The 21,738-nt window shown below is 61.6% G+C and carries 26 protein-coding genes and 2 pseudogenes; 27 read left to right on the top strand and 1 reads right to left on the bottom strand.

The genetic code is table 11. The features are described 5' to 3' along the window. Positions 1 to 212: 212 nt before the first annotated feature. The 27 genes and pseudogenes from FB471_RS22195 (at position 213) to FB471_RS22065 (ending at position 19,153) form a co-directional block, all read left to right on the top strand. Positions 213 to 740 (top strand): antirestriction protein ArdA, encoded by a 528-nt coding sequence (locus tag FB471_RS22195; protein WP_142000327.1) that lies wholly within the window; start codon positions 213 to 215, stop codon positions 738 to 740. 387 nt (positions 741 to 1,127) lie between these two features. Then, entirely contained in the window at positions 1,128 to 1,397 is a 270-nt protein-coding gene (locus FB471_RS22190; RefSeq protein ID WP_142000326.1) for a hypothetical protein, read from the top strand. Between the two features lie 51 nt (positions 1,398 to 1,448). Further along, positions 1,449 to 1,682, top strand: a complete 234-nt coding sequence (locus FB471_RS22185; RefSeq protein WP_142000325.1) for a hypothetical protein — start codon at positions 1,449 to 1,451, stop codon at positions 1,680 to 1,682. A 138-nt stretch (positions 1,683 to 1,820) separates the two neighbouring features. Beyond that, complete coding sequence (locus FB471_RS22180) at positions 1,821 to 2,216, top strand: hypothetical protein (RefSeq protein ID WP_142000324.1); 396 nt, start codon at positions 1,821 to 1,823, stop codon at positions 2,214 to 2,216. Positions 2,217 to 2,221: 5 nt separating this feature from the next. After that, entirely contained in the window at positions 2,222 to 2,449 is a 228-nt protein-coding gene (locus FB471_RS22175; protein WP_142000323.1) for a hypothetical protein, read from the top strand. A gap of 80 nt (positions 2,450 to 2,529) precedes the next feature. Beyond that, a complete protein-coding gene (locus tag FB471_RS22170) occupies positions 2,530 to 3,255 on the top strand; it encodes a DUF2786 domain-containing protein (protein ID WP_142000322.1) in 726 nt (241 codons plus the stop codon). Between the two features lie 148 nt (positions 3,256 to 3,403). Further along, positions 3,404 to 3,655 carry an exonuclease V subunit gamma gene (locus tag FB471_RS22165; protein WP_142000321.1) on the top strand — a complete coding sequence of 84 codons (252 nt, stop codon included), beginning with the start codon at positions 3,404 to 3,406 and terminating at the stop codon, positions 3,653 to 3,655. 198 nt (positions 3,656 to 3,853) lie between these two features. Continuing rightward, positions 3,854 to 4,102 (top strand): hypothetical protein, encoded by a 249-nt coding sequence (locus FB471_RS22160; protein ID WP_142000320.1) that lies wholly within the window; start codon positions 3,854 to 3,856, stop codon positions 4,100 to 4,102. A 110-nt stretch (positions 4,103 to 4,212) separates the two neighbouring features. Further along, a pseudogene (locus tag FB471_RS35255) lies at positions 4,213 to 4,527 on the top strand (histone-like nucleoid-structuring protein Lsr2); the annotation flags it as partial. Positions 4,528 to 4,812: 285 nt separating this feature from the next. Further along, positions 4,813 to 5,055, top strand: coding sequence for a hypothetical protein (locus FB471_RS22150; RefSeq protein ID WP_142000318.1), 243 nt, complete (start codon positions 4,813 to 4,815; stop codon positions 5,053 to 5,055). A gap of 524 nt (positions 5,056 to 5,579) precedes the next feature. Beyond that, positions 5,580 to 6,086, top strand: coding sequence for a helix-turn-helix transcriptional regulator (locus tag FB471_RS22145; RefSeq protein ID WP_142000317.1), 507 nt, complete (start codon positions 5,580 to 5,582; stop codon positions 6,084 to 6,086). A 21-nt stretch (positions 6,087 to 6,107) separates the two neighbouring features. After that, the gene (locus tag FB471_RS22140) at positions 6,108 to 6,398 is read left to right on the top strand and encodes a hypothetical protein (RefSeq protein ID WP_142000316.1); all 291 of its coding nucleotides are present in this window, start codon (positions 6,108 to 6,110) and stop codon (positions 6,396 to 6,398) included. 23 nt (positions 6,399 to 6,421) lie between these two features. Further along, positions 6,422 to 7,210, top strand: a complete 789-nt coding sequence (locus tag FB471_RS22135) for a RecB family exonuclease (protein ID WP_142000315.1) — start codon at positions 6,422 to 6,424, stop codon at positions 7,208 to 7,210. Between the two features lie 44 nt (positions 7,211 to 7,254). Further along, positions 7,255 to 8,073 (top strand): hypothetical protein, encoded by an 819-nt coding sequence (locus tag FB471_RS22130; RefSeq protein ID WP_142000314.1) that lies wholly within the window; start codon positions 7,255 to 7,257, stop codon positions 8,071 to 8,073. A 32-nt stretch (positions 8,074 to 8,105) separates the two neighbouring features. Continuing rightward, positions 8,106 to 8,969 (top strand): DnaB-like helicase C-terminal domain-containing protein, encoded by an 864-nt coding sequence (locus tag FB471_RS22125; protein WP_211358095.1) that lies wholly within the window; start codon positions 8,106 to 8,108, stop codon positions 8,967 to 8,969. Continuing rightward, entirely contained in the window at positions 8,962 to 9,345 is a 384-nt protein-coding gene (locus FB471_RS22120; RefSeq protein ID WP_142000313.1) for a hypothetical protein, read from the top strand. Before FB471_RS22125 ends, FB471_RS22120 begins: the two co-directional genes overlap by 8 nt. A 10-nt stretch (positions 9,346 to 9,355) precedes the next feature. After that, positions 9,356 to 9,529: pseudogene (locus FB471_RS35955) on the top strand (CHC2 zinc finger domain-containing protein); the annotation flags it as partial. A 64-nt stretch (positions 9,530 to 9,593) separates the two neighbouring features. Beyond that, positions 9,594 to 10,238 carry a toprim domain-containing protein gene (locus FB471_RS22110; RefSeq protein WP_170220891.1) on the top strand — a complete coding sequence of 215 codons (645 nt, stop codon included), beginning with the start codon at positions 9,594 to 9,596 and terminating at the stop codon, positions 10,236 to 10,238. Positions 10,239 to 10,307: 69 nt separating this feature from the next. After that, positions 10,308 to 10,544, top strand: a complete 237-nt coding sequence (locus FB471_RS22105; protein WP_142000311.1) for a hypothetical protein — start codon at positions 10,308 to 10,310, stop codon at positions 10,542 to 10,544. Further along, complete coding sequence (locus tag FB471_RS22100) at positions 10,541 to 11,308, top strand: metallophosphoesterase (RefSeq protein ID WP_142000310.1); 768 nt, start codon at positions 10,541 to 10,543, stop codon at positions 11,306 to 11,308. Before FB471_RS22105 ends, FB471_RS22100 begins: the two co-directional genes overlap by 4 nt. A 35-nt stretch (positions 11,309 to 11,343) precedes the next feature. Then, positions 11,344 to 11,958, top strand: a complete 615-nt coding sequence (locus FB471_RS22095; RefSeq protein WP_142000309.1) for a hypothetical protein — start codon at positions 11,344 to 11,346, stop codon at positions 11,956 to 11,958. Between the two features lie 51 nt (positions 11,959 to 12,009). Further along, a complete protein-coding gene (locus FB471_RS22090; RefSeq protein ID WP_142000308.1) occupies positions 12,010 to 12,537 on the top strand; it encodes a hypothetical protein in 528 nt (175 codons plus the stop codon). Between the two features lie 129 nt (positions 12,538 to 12,666). Then, positions 12,667 to 12,942 (top strand): helix-turn-helix domain-containing protein, encoded by a 276-nt coding sequence (locus FB471_RS22085; protein ID WP_142000307.1) that lies wholly within the window; start codon positions 12,667 to 12,669, stop codon positions 12,940 to 12,942. Between the two features lie 23 nt (positions 12,943 to 12,965). Next, complete coding sequence (locus tag FB471_RS22080; RefSeq protein ID WP_246076522.1) at positions 12,966 to 14,792, top strand: DNA polymerase; 1,827 nt, start codon at positions 12,966 to 12,968, stop codon at positions 14,790 to 14,792. A gap of 750 nt (positions 14,793 to 15,542) precedes the next feature. Then, the gene (locus FB471_RS22075) at positions 15,543 to 15,977 is read left to right on the top strand and encodes a hypothetical protein (RefSeq protein ID WP_142000306.1); all 435 of its coding nucleotides are present in this window, start codon (positions 15,543 to 15,545) and stop codon (positions 15,975 to 15,977) included. Positions 15,978 to 16,109: 132 nt separating this feature from the next. Continuing rightward, positions 16,110 to 18,113, top strand: coding sequence for a nitroreductase family protein (locus FB471_RS22070; protein ID WP_142000305.1), 2,004 nt, complete (start codon positions 16,110 to 16,112; stop codon positions 18,111 to 18,113). A 437-nt stretch (positions 18,114 to 18,550) separates the two neighbouring features. After that, on the top strand, positions 18,551 to 19,153 hold the full coding sequence (locus FB471_RS22065) for a phosphoenolpyruvate carboxykinase (ATP) (RefSeq protein WP_142000304.1): 603 nt from the start codon (positions 18,551 to 18,553) through the stop codon (positions 19,151 to 19,153). A gap of 40 nt (positions 19,154 to 19,193) precedes the next feature. Here FB471_RS22065 and leuS read toward each other — a convergent pair whose 3' ends face one another. Continuing rightward, positions 19,194 to 21,644 carry a leucine--tRNA ligase gene (leuS, locus tag FB471_RS22060; RefSeq protein WP_142000303.1) on the bottom strand — a complete coding sequence of 817 codons (2,451 nt, stop codon included), beginning with the start codon at positions 21,642 to 21,644 and terminating at the stop codon, positions 19,194 to 19,196. Positions 21,645 to 21,738: the final 94 nt, after the last annotated feature.

The following is a 21,738-nucleotide window of genomic DNA, read 5'->3' as shown; positions in this document are numbered from 1 at the left end:
GTGGGGAAGTGTGCTCAAGCCTGCCGGTGAGTGTCCCTGGCAGATACAGGCACGCCGGAACGGGTGGCCTGATCTTCCCGAGTACCTGGTCACCCCGGACGGGGATCTTCAACCCCTGACCCGTTGACCGTTGGGATTGCGTGAAAGGCAGCCGGATTCCGTCTGCCTTTCGCGTCGCTCTAACGGGCAAAGATTCGGACGAAAGGTGAGACATGAGTGACCTGCCGCGCATCTACGCCGCTTCCCTGGCCGATTACAACTGTGGTCACTTACACGGGGTGTGGATCGATATTGACGAGACGACAGACGTTGATGAGGTGCGAGAGAAGATTTCGGCCATGCTGGGCGACTCCCTAGCAGTCATCTACAGGGAAGCCGAGGTTGCCGAAGAGTACGCGATTCACGACTTCGACAACTTCCAAGGCTTCGAGGTTCACGAGTTCGAGAGCCTTGACCGAGTGGTCACGCTCGCCCGGCTGATCGCAGAGCACGGGAAAGCCTTCGCGGTCTTCGCAGAGAACCTGACCAGTGGAGAAGACATCGACGACATCGAAAGCGCGTTCACTGACCAGTTCGTCGGCGAGATGAGCCTTGAAGACTACGCCTACGACTACGTAGACGAGTGCCTTGACCTGCCGGAGATCGCGCGTAGCTACTTCGACTACGAAAAGTTCGCCCGTGATCTGGAACTTTCCGGCGACATGATCGAGATCGAAGGCTTCGTTTTTCACTGCCGGTGATCCGCTGTTGCGCTTGGGTGCTGGGCAGGCTACGGCCTGCCTGGTGCCTTCCCTCAACAGAAAGGCATGGCGAATGAAGTTCGTAAATATCACGGGTGGCCGTTGCTGGGAATGGACGGAATCCGACATCACATACCGGGCCGTAGCATGGAATGGATCGGAAGAGGTTCACCTTTACCGGCTCACCCCGGACAGCCCGCTTGAGTGGCGGCGCGTCCATACAAAGCGGGACAAGGGTTGGGGCGCGCGTTCGGTAGCCGCCGAGTTCTACACGGACATTACCGCCGTCGACCCTCTGTCGCTCTGACACAAAGCCTGACCGTTGCGTGTAGGTGCCAGGCAGGCTCCCGGCCTGCCTGGCGTCTTCCTGCAATGGGAAGGAGAGGTATGGGAGTAAGGCTCGGACTGGCCGATGACGTGGTGGTGTTCATCGTCAGCAGGGGCACGAATCACGATTATCGGCGAGTCCTGTGGCGCGTATCCCGTGCGGACGCAATAAAGATTTGCAGTGATCCACGAACGGCTTCACAGAACTACATGCTGTGTTGGACCGATCGAAACATCGATGATGAGAAGCTGAATCGCTACGTGCCCGACAACGGGAAACACGACGCGGTTCTTCGTGATCATGGCGTGACGATTCTGAAGAAGGCATGAGCCGCAAGGTTCGCGCGCTCATCAATACGCGACTCTGAAAGCAGGTTCGGCATGAGCGAAAACACTGCGGCGGACTACACATTGGATCGTGGAACGGGCGACTGGGTGCATGGCTACGTCTACCGCGAAGGAGAAAAGATCGGATGGTACTGGGAGGACCCGTTGTCGAACGGGTTCGCCGCTTTCCGGGCCGGGAACCCCAAGCCCATAGCACGTCCGAAGACAGAGCGGACGTGCATTCTCAAGATCACCGGCGGCGAATGGGACGGGGACGGCGCGGTATGACCTGGAAATCGGTCCTCGTGCCACCGCGTCGTGATTGTTCCCGAAAGGCATGAGCCGTTGTGTGTGAGTGCTGGGCAGGCGTGGCGTCTGCCCAGTGCTTTCCCCCAACGGACGACGAACTGTGACCGGGAGAAAGCTATGACAACAACCATCGTTGACCCCTTCGCGGCGATCCGGGACCGAGCCATCCAGCTCGGACGGGAGCACGGCACGGCCCAGGCCGCGTGGATGGTCGACCAGACCGCCAGCACCGAGGCCGCGCGCACGGCGCTCGCCCTGTACGACGACGGCGACCCCGTGTTCTACGACATGTTCAGCCCGCGTATGCCCTTCTCCGGCGAGTACGCCGACGACTACACCACGGGCGAGCTGTTCGAGGACTGCGGCTACTACCCGTCCGGTCTGCACACCGACGACACGGACGCGGCCACATTCGCAGAGATAGAGCTGGTCGAAGCCTACGAAACCGAGTATGTGGACGCCTGCATTGCCGAAGTTGTCCGGGTGCTCTCCGCCATCGCGGACGGGGAGTGAACGCCATGAGAAAGGCATGGTCCACGCTGATCTTCGCCGCGCTGATCGTTTCGACGCTGTTCGGCTTGCTGGCCGTGGCCCTCGCGCCGGACACGCGCGACACCTACGGCATCCCTGACGGACAGCCGGAAGGCTTCATGTGCCAGGAAACGCCGCTCTGCCCCGGTCAGTACGTGTGCGGCAGCGACACCAACGGCAACGGAGACCTTTCCGACATCGAACTCGGAGCCTGACCCGCTCAGTGCCGTCAACTTGCCCGCCATTCCGAAAGGCATGGCGGGTTTCTTGTTGGCACTCAAAAGAAAGGGTTGAGATGAACGACGCCAAACTGGCCCGCATCCGCGCGTTGCTCGACAACGCCGAGTCCTACGCGGAGCAGGGCAACAAAGAAGCCGCTGAGACGTATCGGAACAAGGCGATCGAGTTGATGGCCGCCCATGGGGTCGAAGAGGCCATGCTGTCAGCACGCACCCACAAGGACGAGAAGCCGATCCGGCGCGACATCCCTCTCACCAAGCCCTATACGGTCGACAAAGGAGTCTTGATGTACGGCACCGCTCGTGCCCTCGGGGTGCAGTGCATTCGCACCAAAGGTAACCCGCCCCACAGCGTGCTGGTTGGCTTCGAGTCCGACTTGGAAAGAGTCGAGGTGCTGTACACCTCACTGTTGGTGCAGGCGTTCGGCGAGCTGGCCGCCACCCCGCCTCCGCGCTACGAGAGCACGGTGAGCTTCCGAAAGGCTTGGCTCATCGGGTTCACGAACACGGTGGTAGATCGGATCGAAGCCGCCGAGCAGCGTGCGCGCGGAGAGTACGAACAGCGGACGGGATCGAGTACCGCCTTGGTGGTCCAGGGCCGCTCGAAGCGGGTTGATGCCGAGTTCCGAACCTACTTTCCGAGAGTCCGGAAGGGGCGGAAGCGGTACGCCCACAGCGCGTCCGGGTACGCCTCGGGCAAGGACGCTGGCGAGCGCGCCGACATCGGCGGTGCGAAGGTCGACGACCGCCAGACGACTGAGATCAACCGGGGAAAGGCTTGATGGATGCTCCCTGCAAGCGTGGTTGATACCAACCGAGTTCGTAACGAACTCCAAGAGGCGTACGGAACCGCGTACGAAGCGGCCGTCTACAGAACCGCCATGTGGTACCGGACGATGGTCGTCCACCACAACCATCCCAACGACAGCGATGCGTGACCCCGTAGAGGCCCTGACGCGGTTCGCGCACCGCCACCACCTGGGGCCGTGGGTGGTGGACGATCTGGGCCGCCACCGCCTGCTGGCGGACTGGGCGGAGGCATTCATCGCCGAGGTGCTGGAGGACTGCGCCGAGGCCGACCACGATGAGGCCGCCCAGCTGCGCGAGCTGCGTGAGGAGCTGGACGCCAAACCCCGGAAGACGATCTCCACCGCCAAAGTCCGCGAGATCATCGACCCCTAGCCGCCTGACCGCAGGTCCCCGACGCCGACCGCGTGCCGGGGACCTGCTGTCCCGCCCGGTCTCGACATCCGGCGCGACCCACGGCACAAGCGAACGGTACGCGCGAGGCCGGCCGTGACCGTCGCCTAGCTAGCTCCGTTCAGCACGGCGGTAGGCCGTGCTGTTCGGTGCCCGCCAGGAAAGACGAAAGGTAAAGGTATGGTAGGAGAAACGATTGTGTGGTTTGAGTTCGTTCCTGATCACGGCGGTAGAGAGATCAGGCGATACCGGGACATCACCGCACAGGAGATCGCGGAGAACGCGACAAGGTGGGGCGCGCTCGCATACCAGTTGTTGAAAGACGAGTGGATCTCGCGCGATTTCGGCGAAGGCTATTACCAGGCGACGATTCAGCATGAACGCGGACTGTTCGTGCTTCTACTAGGAGAAGCCGGGCAGCGCGTGTAGCCCCGTCGCCTAGCGAGCCGGCAAGGCTCGTTGTGTCAGCGAGACTGCCCAAGCCGAAAGGTTTGGGCAGTGTCATGGCCCAATGAACCGAACAAGAAATGGAGAGAGTTATGGCTACCCGCACCATTGTGGAGTTCGTTGACGACTTGGACGGCTCGGTTGCCGAGGAGACCATCAGTTTCAGTATGGATGGCAACTCCTACGAGATCGACCTGTCCGGCGATAACGCGCAACGCTTCCGAGAGATGCTGACGGAGTTCGTCACGAAGGCTCGCCGGACCAACACCCGTAAGGCCACCAAGCCTCAGCCGGGGCGGGGCAACGCTGACCGCGACAGGCTTCAGCGCATCCGGACTTGGGCGCGGGAACAGGGTATGACCGTCTCAAACAAGGGACGCATCCCGCAGCATGTCATCGACGCCTACGACAGCGCCGAGACCGCGGGCACCGACCCGGAGCAGCAGTCGTCGCAGGGGCCGAGCGAGACTCCTACGCGACGGTTGAAGGCTGTCCCTTCTCCGGAGGAGCCCGCAGGCGGTCCCGGCGCTCCGCACGGCTCGACGGCTACGTCGGCGAATCAGGCCAAGACCAAGGGACGCAAGTCGGACGCTGCACGGCGCAGCAGCAAGAGCTGACGACAAGGCGTCTTCCTGCTCGGGGGTGCGGGTGCGCCCGTGCCCCCGAGCTCCCAAAGCCGAAAGGTTCGAGATATGGCAAGCAGGACATACCGGGTAACCGACGCAGCCGGCCGAGAGGTCCGGGCCGGCGACCAGGTAACCAGTTTCCGCGGCGAGCCCGCGACCTTCCTCCGCGTGACTCGGGGCACCGAGTACAACGGCACGGCCAGGGTCTTGGTGCGCTGGCAAGACGGCTGGGAGCACGACTACTACGACAGGGTGTTCGACCTGACGGTGGAGACCGTCACAGACGGTGGAACCACGCCTACCGGCTGACCGCGGCCGGATGAAGGCTTGAACAGCGCGCAACGGTTCCCACTCCGGGGTGGGGTTCGACTCCCCAGCGCGCACCGTGAACAACCCGATGACCTGCGTGCGCGCTACCGCGACAAAGCCCACAAGCTACTGTGATCTTGCTCTCGAACATATGAGCTAACGGTCTATCGATGTCCTCGATATGATCGGTGAGGCGCACGAAGCTGCGCCGTACAGGGGAGGGAGTGTGAGTACGAAAGGCTTGACCAGCTCAGCGGGGACAGGCGCGGGTTGGGCGCCTGGCGGCACGTCGTCCGCCGAGGCGAGATCCCCTCGGCGGCAGGGTACGGCTTCAGGTTGAACCCGTGCCCGACGTGAGCGAGCTGGCAGCTCGACACACCGATGCTCGGGGTACCCCCCGAGGGCGGCGGTGGAGCAGGTCATCACGCCTCGATGTCACCGAAGTGTAGGCGTCTTGGGTCACAGTAGGTATGCTTAAGCCCCACAACTCGGACAGGTAAACATTGAAAAGGGTGTGATGAGCCGTGCCTCCTAAGCCGAGGCTGACTCCCGCTGAGTACTTGGAGATGGAAAGGAAGGGCTTAAACCAGCGAGAAATCGCCGAGGCGACCGGGCTGACCGAGGCTCGGGTGAGTCAGATCAAGAAGAGCATTGAGAACCGGCACAAGAAGCCACGGGAGGAGGCAAGGGAGAACTTTCCATTTCCGAGGATTCAAGAAAAATTCAGCCGCAACTCCGTCTATCATCGATTGGCTGACCACATGGAGTACGTGGCAACAGGCGGGAAGGACATGTCCGAGCACAAGCTAAAGGCGCTGCTCGGCTTCTATAAAAGGCTTGATGAGCACAACGTGGTGGTGGAATTCGATCCGAACAACCCGCCGATGCCGGGCATCAAGTATGGGGGGTTCGCCTACGTTCCCCGAGAGGAACGCGACGGCGATCTGATCGTGCGCATCAACGAGCACACGAAGATCACCGACAGGAGCAACGTGTGGCTGCGGCGACCGAAGAAGCTGCCAGACGTTTAAGGGGTTAAGGGGGAGACAGGTGTGCACGAAGAACTGGTGAACGACTTGCCGTACATCGCGGCAGCGTCGCAACCCGTTCGCGGAGGGCAAGTCATTCACATCTACCGAAGCGTCATGCTGGAGGATAAAGACGATTTAGTATGGCAAGTGCGGAAAAGATTTGCGGATCGATGCCACGAGAAAGCGGTCGAGTCGATCGAGGAAGATTCGGACATGATCGGCGGTCAGGCGGTAAGCACCGCCTACTACGTCTGGAACTCGTGCCCCGGTAGCCGGGCTGCCCATCACTGCGTCGCAGCGTCGTCCGGGTGAGTCGAGCGGACAGGGAGCACGTCATGGTCGAGCACCGCTCGGTGAGCCAATACAAGGACTACGCCGCCTGCCCTTACCGCTATTACCTGCAACGAGTTCAGCGAGCGTGGTCACGGCCCGCGGCCTGGTTACCGCAGGGCACGGCTGTGCACGCCGCGGCCGAGGCATGGGAGCGCTCGGGCCGGAGGCTCAGCGTTGAGCAGGCGCAGCAGGTCTACCGCGACGAATACGAACGCGGCGTGAACGAACTGGCCGACGACACACCGAACCTCACCTACTGGTTCGGCTCGGGACCCCGGTATCCGGGTCCCGACGACGTAGAACGTCGGTTCGCCAAAGGCTTGGAACAGGTAGACCGATACGTCACCTACTACACACGGCAACATCCCGAGGAGGTCATCTGGATCACGCCGGACGGCACGCCGGCAATCGAGCTGGAGTTCGGCGTCGACCTGGGCGGCGTCGAGGTGCGCGGTTTCATCGACCAGGTGATCATGCCGCATACCCAGGCGTCGCCGGTGGTTCGCGACATCAAGTCCGGCCGTCAGCCAGGAGATGAGTTCCAACTCGCCACCTACGCACGAGCGCTGGAACAAACCTACGACATCGAGATCACGACCGGCGACTACTGGATGGGGGTGTCCGGCAAGCCGACCATCCCCTACGACCTGACCGGCTGGTCCGCCGACAGGCTCGGCGACGAGTACGCCAAGGTCGATGACGGTATCCGGGCCGAAAGGTTTGATCCCGCCCCTGAGGCGGACAAGTGCAGGTTTTGCCCGGTAGCCAACGCCTGTTCTTTTGCGGCCTGAAACTTAAGTCATATTGAAGATACGTCTAAATAGTAAGGGGAGGCATGAACGAGATCGAGATCATCGACAGCAAGGCGCAGCGGGCACGGCTCGTGCATCGTGTTGACGTACTGGAGCGAGTCAAGCCGCTGGTGACCTTGCCGGGGGATGGCCGTGCGACGACGGAGCAGGTGTCCACCTACTGTGCCGTGCCGGCCAAAACGGTTCTAGCGCACGTCAACGACCACCGGCCAGAGCTTGAGGTGAATGGGTATCGCACCGTTCAAGGAGCTGAGCTTCGGAAGCTGAAGGGCAAGCTTGGATGGGACAAGCATCCTAGCTTCAAATACGCACGTCAGGTTGGTCTTTGGGATCGTCGAGCGGTGCTGAACCTGTGCATGTTGTTGCGGGATAGCGAGGTTGCCAAGGAGGTCCGCCGGTACCTGCTGGACGCCGAGGAGATCACGCACGAGGCGGTTGTAACCGGTCAGCCGGTCGAGATCGATGAGGCTCGTCGGGCGAAGCTGATCGGTACGGAGGTGGCCGCGGCCATCGCTCCGGCTTTCCAGACGCTCAACGATCGTGTTGAGCTGGTCGCTGGCCGGGTGGATGAGGTCAACGGCCGCGTGGACAACATGGCGGTCGAGTTGGAGGAGCGTCTTCGGAAGGTGGAGCGGCCGAAACGCAACCGACCCGGCGCTGCCGACCTCGCGGAGGTGCTTGGCGTGCCGGTCCAGAAGAACGGTCGCGTCCTGCGAACGGGGATCACTCGGGGACTTCCGTGGGCCGGGTACCTGAAGCCCGGCCGTTTCGACCCCAAGCCCGAGTGGTTCAGCCCGGGGGACGTGATCGCGGCCTACGCCCTACTTCGGGGCGAGAGCTGAGGAGGCACAGCATTCACAGTCTGTGGCAGAGCATGAGGGTTCGCGGCAGTGGCGGCGACCCGCTTCCCGCCGTGTACCGGAGCCTTGAGCGCAAGCAGATCCACTTCATCCGGGGGCAGCTCATCTTGATCTGTGCTGGTCCGGGGACCGGGAAGTCGGCGGTGACGCTGGACTATGCGTTGAAGAGCAAGGTGTCGGCGCTGTATTTCAGCGCGGACAGCGATGCGTTCGTGCAGCTCACACGGTCGGTCAGTTCGATCATGAGCTGGTCGATGGCGAAGTCCGCGGCGGCAGTGCGCGCGAACGACCTGGGGGTGGTGCGTGAGCGGTTGATGGGGGCGCCGATCCGGTTCAACTACTCGGCGTCTCCGAGTCTGGACGAGATCAAGACGACGATGGAGGCGTACGAGGAGCTGTACGGCGACTTCCCCGAGCTGGTCATCGTCGACAACGTAACGAACGTGTGGACCAGCGACGGAGACGGGGACCCGTTTGCCGGCCTCGAAGGGCTGATGGACTATCTGCATGGCATGGCTCGCGACACGGAGTCCTGCGTCATCGGCCTGCACCACGTGACCGGGGACTACGTTGACGCGGCCAAGCCGATCCCCTTGTCCGGGGTGAAGGGGCAGATCACCCGTGTTCCCGAGGTGGTCGTGACCATCCACAAGCAGCCGGGCGACGGCTACAACCCGGATCTGCTGCGTGTCGCTCCGGTCAAGAACCGCAACGGCAAGGCGGACTCCTCGGGCCAGGACTACGCCGAGCTGGAGTTCCTGGGCGACACGATGACCATCCGGGACCCCGAGCTTGGCGAATCGCCGTTCGAGCAGGACGGCACGATGCCGCTGGACGATCAGCGGCGGGTGTTCGAGGAGGCGCACGCCCTTGTCTAGGCCACGCAAGCTGACGACGCCGAACGGCCGGGCGGTGAAAGCCCGTGGCCGGCAATGGGAGAACACGGTCGTGCGACTGCTCCGGGACATCGTGGGGTGGACCTCGGCGAGCCGGAACGGAGCGGTGCACGGCTCCAACGATCGGGGCGACATCGGCAACGTCCCCCTGACCGTGCAGTGCAAGGCCGTCGACCGCATCCAGCTCTGGAGGCATCTGGACGACGCGCTGACGCAGGCCGACGCCAACCAGACCGGCGACGAGGCAGTGGTCGTCTACAAGCGCCACCTCGCCAAGCCGGAAGACGCGGCGTGGGTACTCCCCGGTTCGTTCGCCCTGCGACTTCTCCATAACTACTACTTAAGCCGTACGGAGTAGAGGGATTACGGTGATTGCGGACGTGATCCGGCACTACTCCCCGGATTGGCGTCCCCCGGAGGACCGTCGCGAGTGGAACGCCTGTGTCTGCCCGTTTCACGGCGACGAGCACGCATCGGCGTCCATCAGCTTCCAGCGTGACGCCTTCAAGTGCCACGCCTGCGACGCCAAAGGGGATGCCGTCGCGTTGATCAGACGGGAGGAGGGATTGACATATTCCAAGGCAGTTAGACGCGCGGAAGAGATTCTTGGCCGACGCCACGGCGAGGTATCACGAAAGCCTCGCCGGAAGTGCGGCCGAGGATCACCTCAACGAGCGTGGGCTCATGGGGCCAAGCGTCACGCAGACCGTCGAGAAGTTCCGCCTCGGTTTCGTTGGTGAGCCCCTGGCTGGGCACGAGATGTACCGGGGGATGCTAGCGGTCCCCTACCTGCGGCGGACAGCCCGAGGGGAATGGTCTGTGGTCGCGATGCGGTTTCGGTGCATCCGCGCCGACTGCGACCACTCGGACCACCCCGGTCGGAAGTACGCCACGATGGCCGGGGACAAACCTCGCCTGTTCAACACCGTCGCACTACTCGACCACCAAGACCGCATCGCCATCTGTGAAGGCGAGATCGACGCCATCACCGCGACCGTGCTGGGGGTACCAGCCGTTGGCGTGCCAGGCGTCGAAGCGTGGCAGTCGTACTTTGGCGAGCTATTTCTGGGACACGAGCGGGTGTGGATTCTCGCCGACAACGACGACTCGGGCCAAGGACGCGAGTTCGCCGTCAAGGTCGCGAAAGACCTGCCGAACGCGCTAGTGGTCCCGGCGATGGCCGGCGAAGACGTGAACAGCATGGCCGTCAAGCACGGCCCGGAGTCTCTACGGAAAAGGATTGACGACTAGTTGAGTATCTTGTTTGTTGCACCAGAGCCATCAGAGCCCGAGGACCACTGGGGAGTTCCCGGCTTCGGGATGTCCGCCGAGGAGCTGGCGGACTACACGGCCGAGTTCCTTGACCGCTGCACGAGCCGCATCGTCGGCGTAGGCCAGGAACAGTACGCCTGTGGGTCCCATCAGCAGTTCGAGGCCCTGCATCCCATCAAGATCGTGGACTACGCGCTCGAAGAGGTCGAAGACCTCGCCAACTACGCGGCGATGCAACACATCAGGCTGCGCCGAATCAGGAGCGCGCTGGAGGGGATTCTTTGACCAAACGCATCGTCGTCATCAGCGACGTTCAGATGCCGTACGAGGACCGCAAGGCGCTGAAGGCGGTCATCAACTTCGTGGGCGAGTACCAGCCGGACGAAGTTGTGCAGATCGGTGACCTCATGGACTACCCTCAGCCGTCGCGCTGGTCGAAGGGCACGGCCGCCGAGTACGAGGGCTCCGTGTTCGCCGACAGCGACTACGGCAAGCGGCACTTCCTGGAACCGCTCCGGGCCGTCTACGACGGCCCCGTGGGCGTCGTGGAGGGCAACCACGACCTTCGTCCGAGGACGTACCTGTCGAAGTACGCGCCGGCCTTGGCGGAGTCCGGGGCGTTCAACCTCGAAACGCTCCTGGACTTCGACGCATTCGGTGTCACGAAGTTGCCTGACTGGTACGAGTTCGCCAAAGGATGGGTAATCACCCACGGGCACCTCGGCAAGATCCGGCTCAGCCCGGTCGCCGGAAACACAGCGTTGAACGCGGCCAAGAAGATGGGCGCCTCGCTCATCATGGGACATACTCACCGGCTCGGCACCCTTCATCACACGCTGGGCTACAACGGCGAGGTGAAGCAGACGTTGACCGGCGTCGAAGTGGGACACCTGATGAATCAGAAGCTCGCGTCCTACCTCGATACCGCTACGGCGAACTGGCAGGCCGGATTCGCCATAGTCCACCGCGACGGAAACTACGTTCACGCTGAGACCATCCCGATCGAGCATCGCAGGTTCACCGTCGAAGGTGCCGTTTTCACGATCTAAATATTAAGTCATACAGGGAGGATGAGTTAGGAAACGTGGACATCGACCAGAACACGGCCCTGCTGGAGCTGATGGACGAGCTACGCCGGGTGGCCGAGGTGACCGCGGTGGAATGGCCGGGCACGATCGACGCCGACGAGTTGACCCAAGAGATCTCCCTGCGGCTGCTCCGCGACCGGCAGGCGACCACCGTCACTGATCTAGCCGGCCGGCAACGCAGGCGCGGCCTGTACCGGATGGCCCAGCAGATCGCGTCCGACTACCGCAACGACTACGACCACTTCTCCGGCAACTACAACTACTCCACCAGGGAAGTCCGCGAGATGCTGGACAACGGCGTCCTGGTCGAGGCCGGGGACGGCCACGATCCCGCACCGCTCGACCTCCGAGCGGCGTTCGCCGAACTGGAACGCGAGCACGCTTCCTACGCGGCGGCGTTGGTGGCGCGCTACGTGCACTGCGTGCCCATGTCCCGACCGAACGAACGCAAAGGCGTCCAGCGAGGCGCCGACAAGCTGACCGAGTTGATGAACCGACTCGGCCGAGCGCGCCAGCAGGACTACACCGAAGGACCCGGCAGCCGCACGGCCCTGCCCGCCCGGCAGAGCCCCTACCTCGTCGCGCAGGAGGAGCAGCGTTCGTTCGCATGAACCGTCGCTCGCTCCGATAGTTAAGTCATACGATCAAGAGGAGTTCAGTACATGGCTTTCGCCGACCCGTTTGCCACCGCGGCCGACGACACGGCCGACGCGGCACCGAACAACGCGCCGGCCACGAACACCGGTCCGTGGGAGGACCAGCCCGAGGAGAGCCGCACCCGCGTCAGCCTGACATTCAAGGCATCCAGCGGCTACGACGCGCCGTGGGTCGTGGTCGAGGGACCCACGCTGGCTGCGGTCTACGGCCAGGTGTCCGGGGAAAATGCCGAGGCACTGAAGGCCGTCTTCAACCTCGTCGCGGGCGGAGCGAGCTACTTCCAGAAGCTTTACGCCAGCGTCGAAAAGCCCGGAGCCCAGCGCACGGGCGGCCAGGCCGGAGCCCAGCAGCGCCGCCAGCCCTCCGGCAAGCCGGAGGGCGCCACGCAGGCACCGAACGGCGAGCAGCGCTTCTGCGAGCACGGCCAGCGCCAGTACAAGTCCGGCTTCTCCCAGAAGAACGGCAAGAAGTGGGAAGCCTTCGACTGCCCGGACGGCATCTGCGAGCGCGAGTGGGCCAACAACCGCAGGTAACCCCACCCCTGGGTGGGCAGGCGCATTGTCCTGCCCACCCCTCCACGACCCCAGCAACCGAACGCCCACGGAGGCAGCCGTCGTCCCGCTGGCCGGCGTGCAGTTCTACGACGTAGAGGAAAGCAACTGATGGCAAGAGCCCTGACGCCCCGCACGATCGAGCTGATCGGCACCGTCCAAGACCAGCTCAACGCCCTGAAGACACAGGTGGCCGCGCTCACCGACGAAAACCGCCGCCTGCGCGGAGCGACCAACAACCGCAAGAAGCTCACCCGTCGCGAGGTCGAACGGATTCGCGGCCTGGCGGGAACGATGAGTCAGCGCGAGATCGCCTACGCCTTCGACATCAACCCGGCCACCGTGAGTCGCCTTATCCGGGGCATCTACCACCGGACGACCCGTTAATTCGGTCGATTACTTAAGTCCTATTGCAGGGAGGGGAGGCGGTGAAGGAATTCCGCCACGCCGTCAGCGGGGAGCAGGTGGTCATCCGGGTCGTGGAGCGCCCGGACGACCTCGACGGGTTCCGGACCTTCATCCGGTCCAACCTGCGTTGCCTCGCTGTCGATTCGGAAACAACCGGACTGGACATCTACAGCCCCGGCTTCGCCGTGCGCCTGGTCCAGTTCGGCAACAGCCGCGAAGCCTGGGTCGTGCCGGTCGAGCTGGGTGGCCCGTTCGCCGACGACGTACGGCGAGCCCTGCTCGGCCTGCGGACCCTGGTCGTCCACAACGCTGGATTCGACCTCCAGGTGTTCGCGCGCACGCTCGGTATCCCGATGGAAGAGCTGTGGCCCAAGGTCACCGACAGCCAGACGCTGGCACACCTGGTCGACCCTCGTGATCCGAAGAAGGGCGGCGTCGGGCTCAAGCTGGAAGAGCTGACCGCCCACTACATCGACGCCGAGCTCGCGACGAACGTCAAGGGTCTGATGTTGCGCCTGGCGCGGAAGTACAAGACCACCAAGGCGAAGATCTGGACCAAGGTCGACCTGTTCGACCCGGACTACCTGCTGTATGCCGGGATGGACACAATCCTGGCCTCGCGCATCACGCAGCTTCTCTGGCCGAAGTTGCCACCGGCCGCGCCGAAGTTGATCCCGTTCGAGCGGGAGGTCTCCGAGATCTGCTCGGAGTACGAGCGGACCGGCTTCCTGCTGGATGTCGAGTACACCCAGTCCTTGTCCGACCGGCTTCGCGAAGAAGAGGACAAGTACACGGCGGTCGCGCAGAGCTTCGGATGCGAGAGCGTCAACTCCGGCGAACAGGTAGCCCACGTCCTTCAGCGCCGGGGCGTGGAACTGACCAAACGCACCGCCAGCGGCAAGCTCAGCGTGGACAAGTCGATCCTCGAACCGCTCGCCGCAGCCGGCGACGAGTTCGCCATCGCGGTCCAGGAAGCCAAACGTGCCCGCAAATGGCGAACCACCTGGGTCGACACGTTCCTGGCCACCAGGGACGAGCACGACCGGTGCCACCCCTCGATCAACCCACTGCAAGCGCGCTCGGGCCGGATGAGCATCACGGGCATCCCCGCCCAAACCCTTCCGGCCGGGGATTGGATGATCCGTCGCTGCTTCGTCGCAGACGACGGGCACCGGATCGGGTCGGTGGACTACCAGACGCAAGAGCTGCGCGTGCTCGCCGCCCTGTCCCAGGACCGGAGGATGATCCAAGCCTTCGACCGAGGGCTGAGCCTGCACCTGCTCACCGCTCGGGCAGCCTTCGGCGAGCACGTCGAGAAGGACACCAAGGAGTACAAGGCCGGGAAAGGCACCAACTTCGCGGTCTGCTACGGCGGCACGTGGCGAGCCGTCAACGAACAGTTCGGCGTCGCGCCCGAGGACGCCAAGAAGGCCGTCAACACCTTCTGGTCGATGTACCAAGGCGTCAAACGCTTCAAGCAACGCCTAGAGAGGCAAGCGAAGGCACAGGGCTACATCACCACCCCCATCGGCCGTCGCCTGCCAGTCGACAGGGACCGGCCGTACTCCGCGCTGAACTACATGGTCCAGTCGTACAGCCGGGACGTGACCTGCCGAGGCATCATCCGCCTGCACAAGGCGGGCTACACCCCCTACATCCGGCTTCCCATCCACGATGAGGTGGTAGCCTCCCTACCGGCCGAACACGCCCAGTGGGGGGCTCGCCAGATCGCACGGCACATGGCCGAGGACATGGGACCAGTGCGGATCGGCACAGACTCGGAGGTCGGACTACGGAGCTGGGGATCGCTCTACGGCGCCGATCACTGAGTTGACGTGCCATGTAGCGAAGTAATGATCAGGTAGAGGGAGGAGACCGGATGCCCCTGCGAATGAACGTTCCACTGCCCGGACCGTTTAGCTTCTCCATGCCAATAGGGGGTCCGAGTCGTAGCGCTAGCTGGTTCGTGCAGCTTTGCGCCTGGCTGATCATTGGCCCATTCCTCGTGGCAGGTTGGGCGATCATCGCCGCGGCATTTGTTGTCGTATGGGCTTGCTGGTTCGTCTGGATCGTCTGGCGATCAATCTATCGGCTCGTTACACGAAAGCCATTAGCACCGACAATCGTTGAGACATGAAGGTAAGACTTCTCCATGCGAGTGTATCTTCCTCCTTTCTCGGTAGCTGCCGATTCCTCGTTGGGGTCAAGAATCCACGCACCGCAGGTGAGGCGATCTGAGATCAGTTTCGCCACCAACGTGACAGGTCGTTCGGGCAGCACCGCCGAGCTGTCGCTAGCGTCATCGGTCCTGGCCGATCTGCGGATACGTTCGGAAATGAGTTCGATACACTACGTAGTCGCCAGTCGATCGAGCCGTCCTGCTTCCTCGTGGACAGCTACAGCATAACCAGCCTGCGTCAGCGCCCCGGCGAGGCGAGCCGCCCTCGGTTGGGGGTAAGTCCTATCACGCTGTGCAAGTACGTCTGGTTCTGCCGACACGGATGGAGCATTGACATCATGCCGACGTTTCGAAAGGATCTCTATTTGGAGTGTAACGGGTATATATAGGGAGGATTCTCGTGACCACCAGTCAAAAGCTGCGTGATATTTGTATTCAGGACCCGCGACGTGAGACCGCTTATTTTCTTACGTCGAGCGATCTTCACGACTACGAGGTTGACGCCGCTGCGGCAGCATCTGACCAGCCCTACGTTACCTTTGCTTTGACGGATGAATCGCTCATCGATGCGATGCCGGACATTAATCCTTTGACCTCCGCTGAGCCCAACGTTCTGATTCATGACTTGGACAGCGACACGCACTACATGATTCGCTTTTCTGAACTGAAAAAGTTTGAGATTGACAGGCCGAGCGACCACCCGGTGGCTAAGACCTACACCATTCCAATGCCGGAGGCACTTGTAGAGGAACTTCCTTCTGCGGTTCGGGCGCTCCTGCAAACAGACTTTCACTCAGACAGCGGAAATGGCCCAGTTCTGCGGGATTCCAAATAGTTCCGTTTCGAGAGGTGGTTCTTGCTCGACCTTCCGAGCGGGAACCACCTCATCTTTTATATCTCCATCTTCTGGGCTCGAAGATGGCCAAGGTCGAAGAGAGCTTCCTAGGTGGGCGGAAGTGATGTTGGTATGAGTGCTGCTGAATACGTACGAAATCCTGATTTGGTCATTCTTCAGCGGAGATTATTCGCGCCGACGTATATGGGGCCTGGGAAGTGGGTTATCTACGATACGTCAACGCGCCGTTCGCATTTAGCGGTGCGAAGCGAGGACGATGTACGGACCAAGGACATACCGCGCGTGCTGAAATACCTTATCGATGACTGGCCACACTCGAATAATCTTCCTCGTTGCATCGTTGACCAATTACTACACGCCGGGCTGGTGGTAGAATGTGATACTAGGGCCACATCACCGAAGCGCCCAGAAAACTTCTTATCAAAGTTTCAGCGGATTGTGCACGATTATCCGTTCGTAGATTACTCGTCGCCCGAAGCGTATCAGTTCGATCGCGCGTTGATGGCTGAGTACGCCGACGAGTCGGAGATGCCATCTATTTGGACCAAGCGCACTGGAAAGTCAATTACCCTACCAGACGTTTCGTGGTCTGACCTAGAGGCTGGTACGCAAGGGCGCGACTTCGACCTCAACGGTCTCGCGAGTGTGCTGAGGTTTTCGTTCGGGCAGATCGGCTCGTTTCGCGTTCCTGGCGGTGAGCGTGTCCGCAAAGCCAATCCGTCGGGTGGGGCGAAACATCCCACTGAGGGATGGTTGGAGATGGGACATTCTTGGTGTGGGATACAGCCGGGTACGTACTTCTACGACCCGGAGAACCACGCTCTTGTGCAAACAGAGACACAAACGCCTGCGTCGGCAGGTGCAGGACTGACGCTGTCAGTTCGTTCACGGCTAGAGCGTGCAATGTGGCGCTATCGTGACCCGCGATCGTCGCGAGCTGTTCTCTTTGATGCTGGACACGTCATCGAGAACCTGTTCATTCTACTGCGCTTTCTTGGAACAGATGCATACCTACACCCCGGCCGGCTCCTGTGTGGGTTTGGCGCCGACGATTTCCGCGAGCCCGAGCTAGGACGTATCGATATTCCTATTGACAACTCCCCGCTAGGGCTCAGTCCCGTCTATCATGGCAGCGCTGCCAACACCACCGAACAAGACATCGGCGAACCGTTTGTCTTAAACCCATTCGCATACTTCACCTTGAAGAACGGCGGTCTAACCGGAAACATCGCCTATCCGAAACATCGACGTGTTGACCTGAGTCCTGTCGAGTTTTCGATCCTGACGCACTGTATTCCGTCAAGTCGAGGCGCACCGAGCCGGTCTCGCGATCGCTATACTACGACCAAGGACATCGTTGAGGCGATACCATGTTCTTCAGAGGCCGACATCGAGCGCCTTGAGAGCAACGGCCTGCTGCTGCGGCAAACACACGCTAGCGTGCTATGGCCCCAGGTTCGGCGATGGGCGGAAAAGGGCTGGTATCTACCCCTTTTGGCGTGGACCGAAGCAAGTACACCAGCCGGGCACGCTGTCCCAACCGAGCGAGAGGCCAGCAACGGGCGCTCAATTTCCGGATTGACGGACATAGCAAAACCGTTACGGAAGAGAATAACTAGCAGGTCATTCACCGATCAGCAGATCACTTCGTCACGGTTGCGGTCCATTATCCAACACTCCCTTGTTGCCGACAGCAGCGTCTCAACAGCGACACTGTTTATCGCACCATTCAAAATTTCCGGACTTCCGGCAGAAACCCTTCACTACTGGGATAACGTTAACAATCAATTCGTGACGACAGAAAACCGCGCGACCGTCGATGACATCGTTCGGGTCACGATCGGCCAGGGATGGGTCCGAAACTGCGCTGCGATGATATGGCTAATGTCAACGATCGACACGGGATGTCCACGGCACTATGTATCGCCGCACGTTCTTCTGGGGAGGATCGCGCAACGTGTAGCGCTTCTGTCGACAACACACGAACTTGGCGTGTTCCAAACTCCTGCAACACTGGATGCCGACCTCGCGGCGCTGTTGGGTTGCGAACCCAGTCCCGACACGTTGAGCTACAGTGTGGCCATCGGCGCGACTTCACGAAAGGCGGCCGTGTAATACGGTGGGAACAATAGCTTCGGCTGATATTGGACGAACAACTCGTTGCTTCCGCGGTCGGTGGAAGATTTTCGCACTGGGCTTTGAAATATTTGTTTATAATCAGGACGCGAAACGGCTACTGAAGGTCCGGGGCGAGTTTGCCGAATGGCTACTAACTGACCCGGACACTGAGGGTCAGTCGATAGCATCTCTGCTCGGGGCGGCCGGTAAGGATGGCTAGCGACTACGTTCACCTTTCCGCCCTAGGCTGCGAGATCACTTTCGAGTTTACGCACTCCAGGGCGGGCGACCAAGCACGCCAGCTCTTTGGCCCATTACTGTCCGAACCGTGGTCAACGCCGGATTTTGTCGTCGTATGTCAGTGGCCACAACTGACACGGCACCTCATTCGAAGCAGGACCGAAGCGCACGGTGAACCGCTCGAAGGAATCGAATTGTATTCCTATGAGTTTCCTAACGGAACCTCTTGGAAGTCCGCAGATCCGCCCTTTCCGCCGGTAGAGCTTGCGCCACTGGCCGACCGGTTTGTCCGGCTGCACGGGGCGGCCGTCAGCGACCGGGCAGGGCGTGCCGTCGTGATCCTCGGCGAGTCGGGTTTCGGTAAAACAACGCTGTCCTCGGAGCTTTGCCTAGAACACGGGTATCGCCTCCTGGCGGATGAGGACGTGTTCATACATCGCCGCGGTAGTGTGGTCGAGCCGTTTGTCAACGGTGATGGACCGTGGGTGGACGGCAGCAAGGCCGCACGGTCCCTATGGACGAAGCATCCGGACCTTATCTCGAACATTCCGGCGGCGGTCTCCAGCGTCGGTGCTCTACGCCCCAGCAACAGCGGCGTACAGACTCCACGGGAGATGGACAGCCCTGCGCTGTTGCGAGCCCTGCTGGACTCCCAGCGGCCAGGCGGAGTGACACATGAAGAGGGCATTGCGACGCTGGCGCGGCTGGCTCGCTCGGCGACCGGGTTCGAACTTCCTGGCGAACGCTACGGGGACATCAGAGGCGCCGCCGGGCAGGTCGCGGCACTAGTGACGTAGCCGCGACCTGCCAGAGCCGTTGTAAGTCAGGAGCACGAAATCAGGAAAAAACGATGTTCACGAGTTTGGGCGCTCGAACGATGACCTTCTTGATCTCCGCGCCTTGGCCCGCCTTGATTACCCTCTCGGAGGCCAACGCACGTTCGCGCAACTCCTCCTCGTTGATGTTGGCTGGCACCTGAATTCGGTCCCTGACTTTGCCCGACACCTGGATGACCGCAGTAACGAGCTCGCCCGCCAGGAGATCGTCGTCGGCCCGCGGCCAAGGAGCGTGCTCAACGTAAGGCGGGTTCCCGAGTGTATCCCATGCGTCCGCTGCGGCGAACGGCGCGAAACACGACAGCATCGTCACGAGGGCGTTCGTGCCTTCTAGCACCACTTCGCGGGCGTGTGCCCCTGAGTCAAGCGCCTTACGCAGCCGGGAAGTCAAGCTCATCAGGCGCGCGATGGCAACGTTGAAGCGGTACCGTTCCATCGCCTCGGTCGCTTCACTGATGAGCCTATGGATATCGCGCCGCAGGTCTGTGTCCTCCTCCGCCGCGTGGCGGCTGGAGGAAAAGGCGGTTGCGTCCGCGACAACCCGTTGGACTCGTCCGAGCCACTTCACGGAGCCCGACGCAGAGACATCGGCCCAGTCAATGTCGTCCTCCGGTGGGCCGGCGAACAGCATCGTGATACGCACGGCGTCAGGCCCGTAGGCGGCAATCTGCTCTTGCAAGTTGACCAGATTCCCCAGGCTTTTGCTCATGGCCTTGCCGTTCATAATGACTTGGCCCTGATTGATCAACGACGTGAAGGGTTCCACGAAGGATACCAGACCGAGGTCATGAAAGACCTTCGTAAAGAATCGCGCGTAGAGAAGGTGCAGGATCGCATGTTCAATACCGCCGACATAGATGTCCACGGGAAGCCATTTTTCAACCGCCGCCGGATCGAAAGGGCCATCCGTATAGTGGGGGTTCACATAGCGCAGCGGATACCATGAAGAGTCAACAAATGTGTCCATCGTGTCGGTATCCCGTTTCGCTGCCTGCCCGCAGCGTGGACAATCGACGTTAACCCATTCGGTAGCACTTTCGAGAGGTGCTTTACCTCCGCCAGGACGCAGTTGATAGCCACTCTGCGGCAACTCGACTGGCAAATCATCGTCAGGCACCGGAACTTCACCGCACGAGGGACAGTGAATAATCGGAATAGGCGTTCCCCAGTAGCGCTGGCGAGACAGGAGCCAATCGCGCAGACGATAGGTTACAGTACCTTCGCCCGCACCGCGCCGTTCGAGCTCGGCAATGATCTGGCTTTGCGCTTCGTCGCTCGGAAGATCGGTGAACTCTCCAGAATTGACGACCGTGCCGTCGCCCTCATAGGCGGTTCCGGTGCTTTCCGGATCGTGGGGACTATCGATAACTACTCGAATAGGAAGGTGCTTCTCTTGCGCGAACCGAAGATCGCGTTGGTCGTGCGCCGGTACCGCCATAATCGCGCCTGTCCCGTACTCGGCGAGCACGTAGTCAGAGACGTAGATCGGCAGTGACTCACCAGTGAGCGGATTTACGGCGTACCGACCGATGAACACACCGGTCATGGGACGGTCAGCAGCAAGCCTTTCGATATCCGTTGCGGACCCAATCTGCTCCCGGTAGGAATCGAGTTCGGCCTTGCGATCCTGCTGGCAGATACGGTCTGCAAGGTCGGAATCCGAAGCAATAACGATGAACGATGCACCATAGAGAGTGTCCGGCCGTGTGCTAAAGACCCGAATGGTCTCGTCGGACTCATTCACCGAGAAGTCAATATACGCACCCTCGGATCGGCCGATCCAATTGCGCTGCATAAGCAGGACTTGTTCGGGCCAACTGCCGCTCAACTGCTCCATGTCGTCAAGGAGTCGCTGGGCATATGCGGTGATACGGAAGAACCACTGCGTCAAGTTTCGACGCTCAACGACGGTACCGCAACGCTCACAACGCCCCTGAATGACCTGCTCGTTTGCAAGGACCGTTTCGTCCTTGGAACACCAGTTGACCGGCGCGGCCTTACGATACGCGAGGCCGCGTTCGAACATGCGAAGGAAGATCCACTGATTCCAGCGGTAGTACTCGGGATCGGAGGTATGGAGTCGAGCCCGCCAATCGAACGAGATGCCGAAGTCGCGGAATGATTCGGCCTGCACGTCGATGTTGGCGTACGTCCACTCACGCGGATCGAGGTTGCGCTTCAGCGCTGCATTCTCAGCAGGCAGGCCAAATGAGTCCCACCCAATGGGGTTGAGTACATTGTCGCCGCACATCCGGCGGTACCGGGCCACGGTGTCGCTGATCGAGTACGCTTCGGCGTGCCCCATGTGTAGGTCGCCGGAGGGGTACGGAAACATGCTGACCACCATCCGGCGAGGGCGCTCGGTGTCCTGGTGATCGGCTTCAAAAACACCGTCCTCGGCCCACGCACGCACCCACCTCTCGCGCCCGGCAGGTGTGCTGTGCTTCTCCACTCTCGTCTCCTGTGCTGCGTACTCGCTGTCACCTCGGACGATTGAGGGTACCGAAGGCGCAGGTGGCCACCGTGCCCGGCCGTGCAAGCTGGGC

This window comes from Amycolatopsis cihanbeyliensis (genome assembly GCF_006715045.1).
Classification (GTDB): Bacteria; Actinomycetota; Actinomycetes; order Mycobacteriales; family Pseudonocardiaceae; genus Amycolatopsis; species Amycolatopsis cihanbeyliensis.
This window is presented reverse-complemented; position numbering and strand designations above follow the sequence as displayed.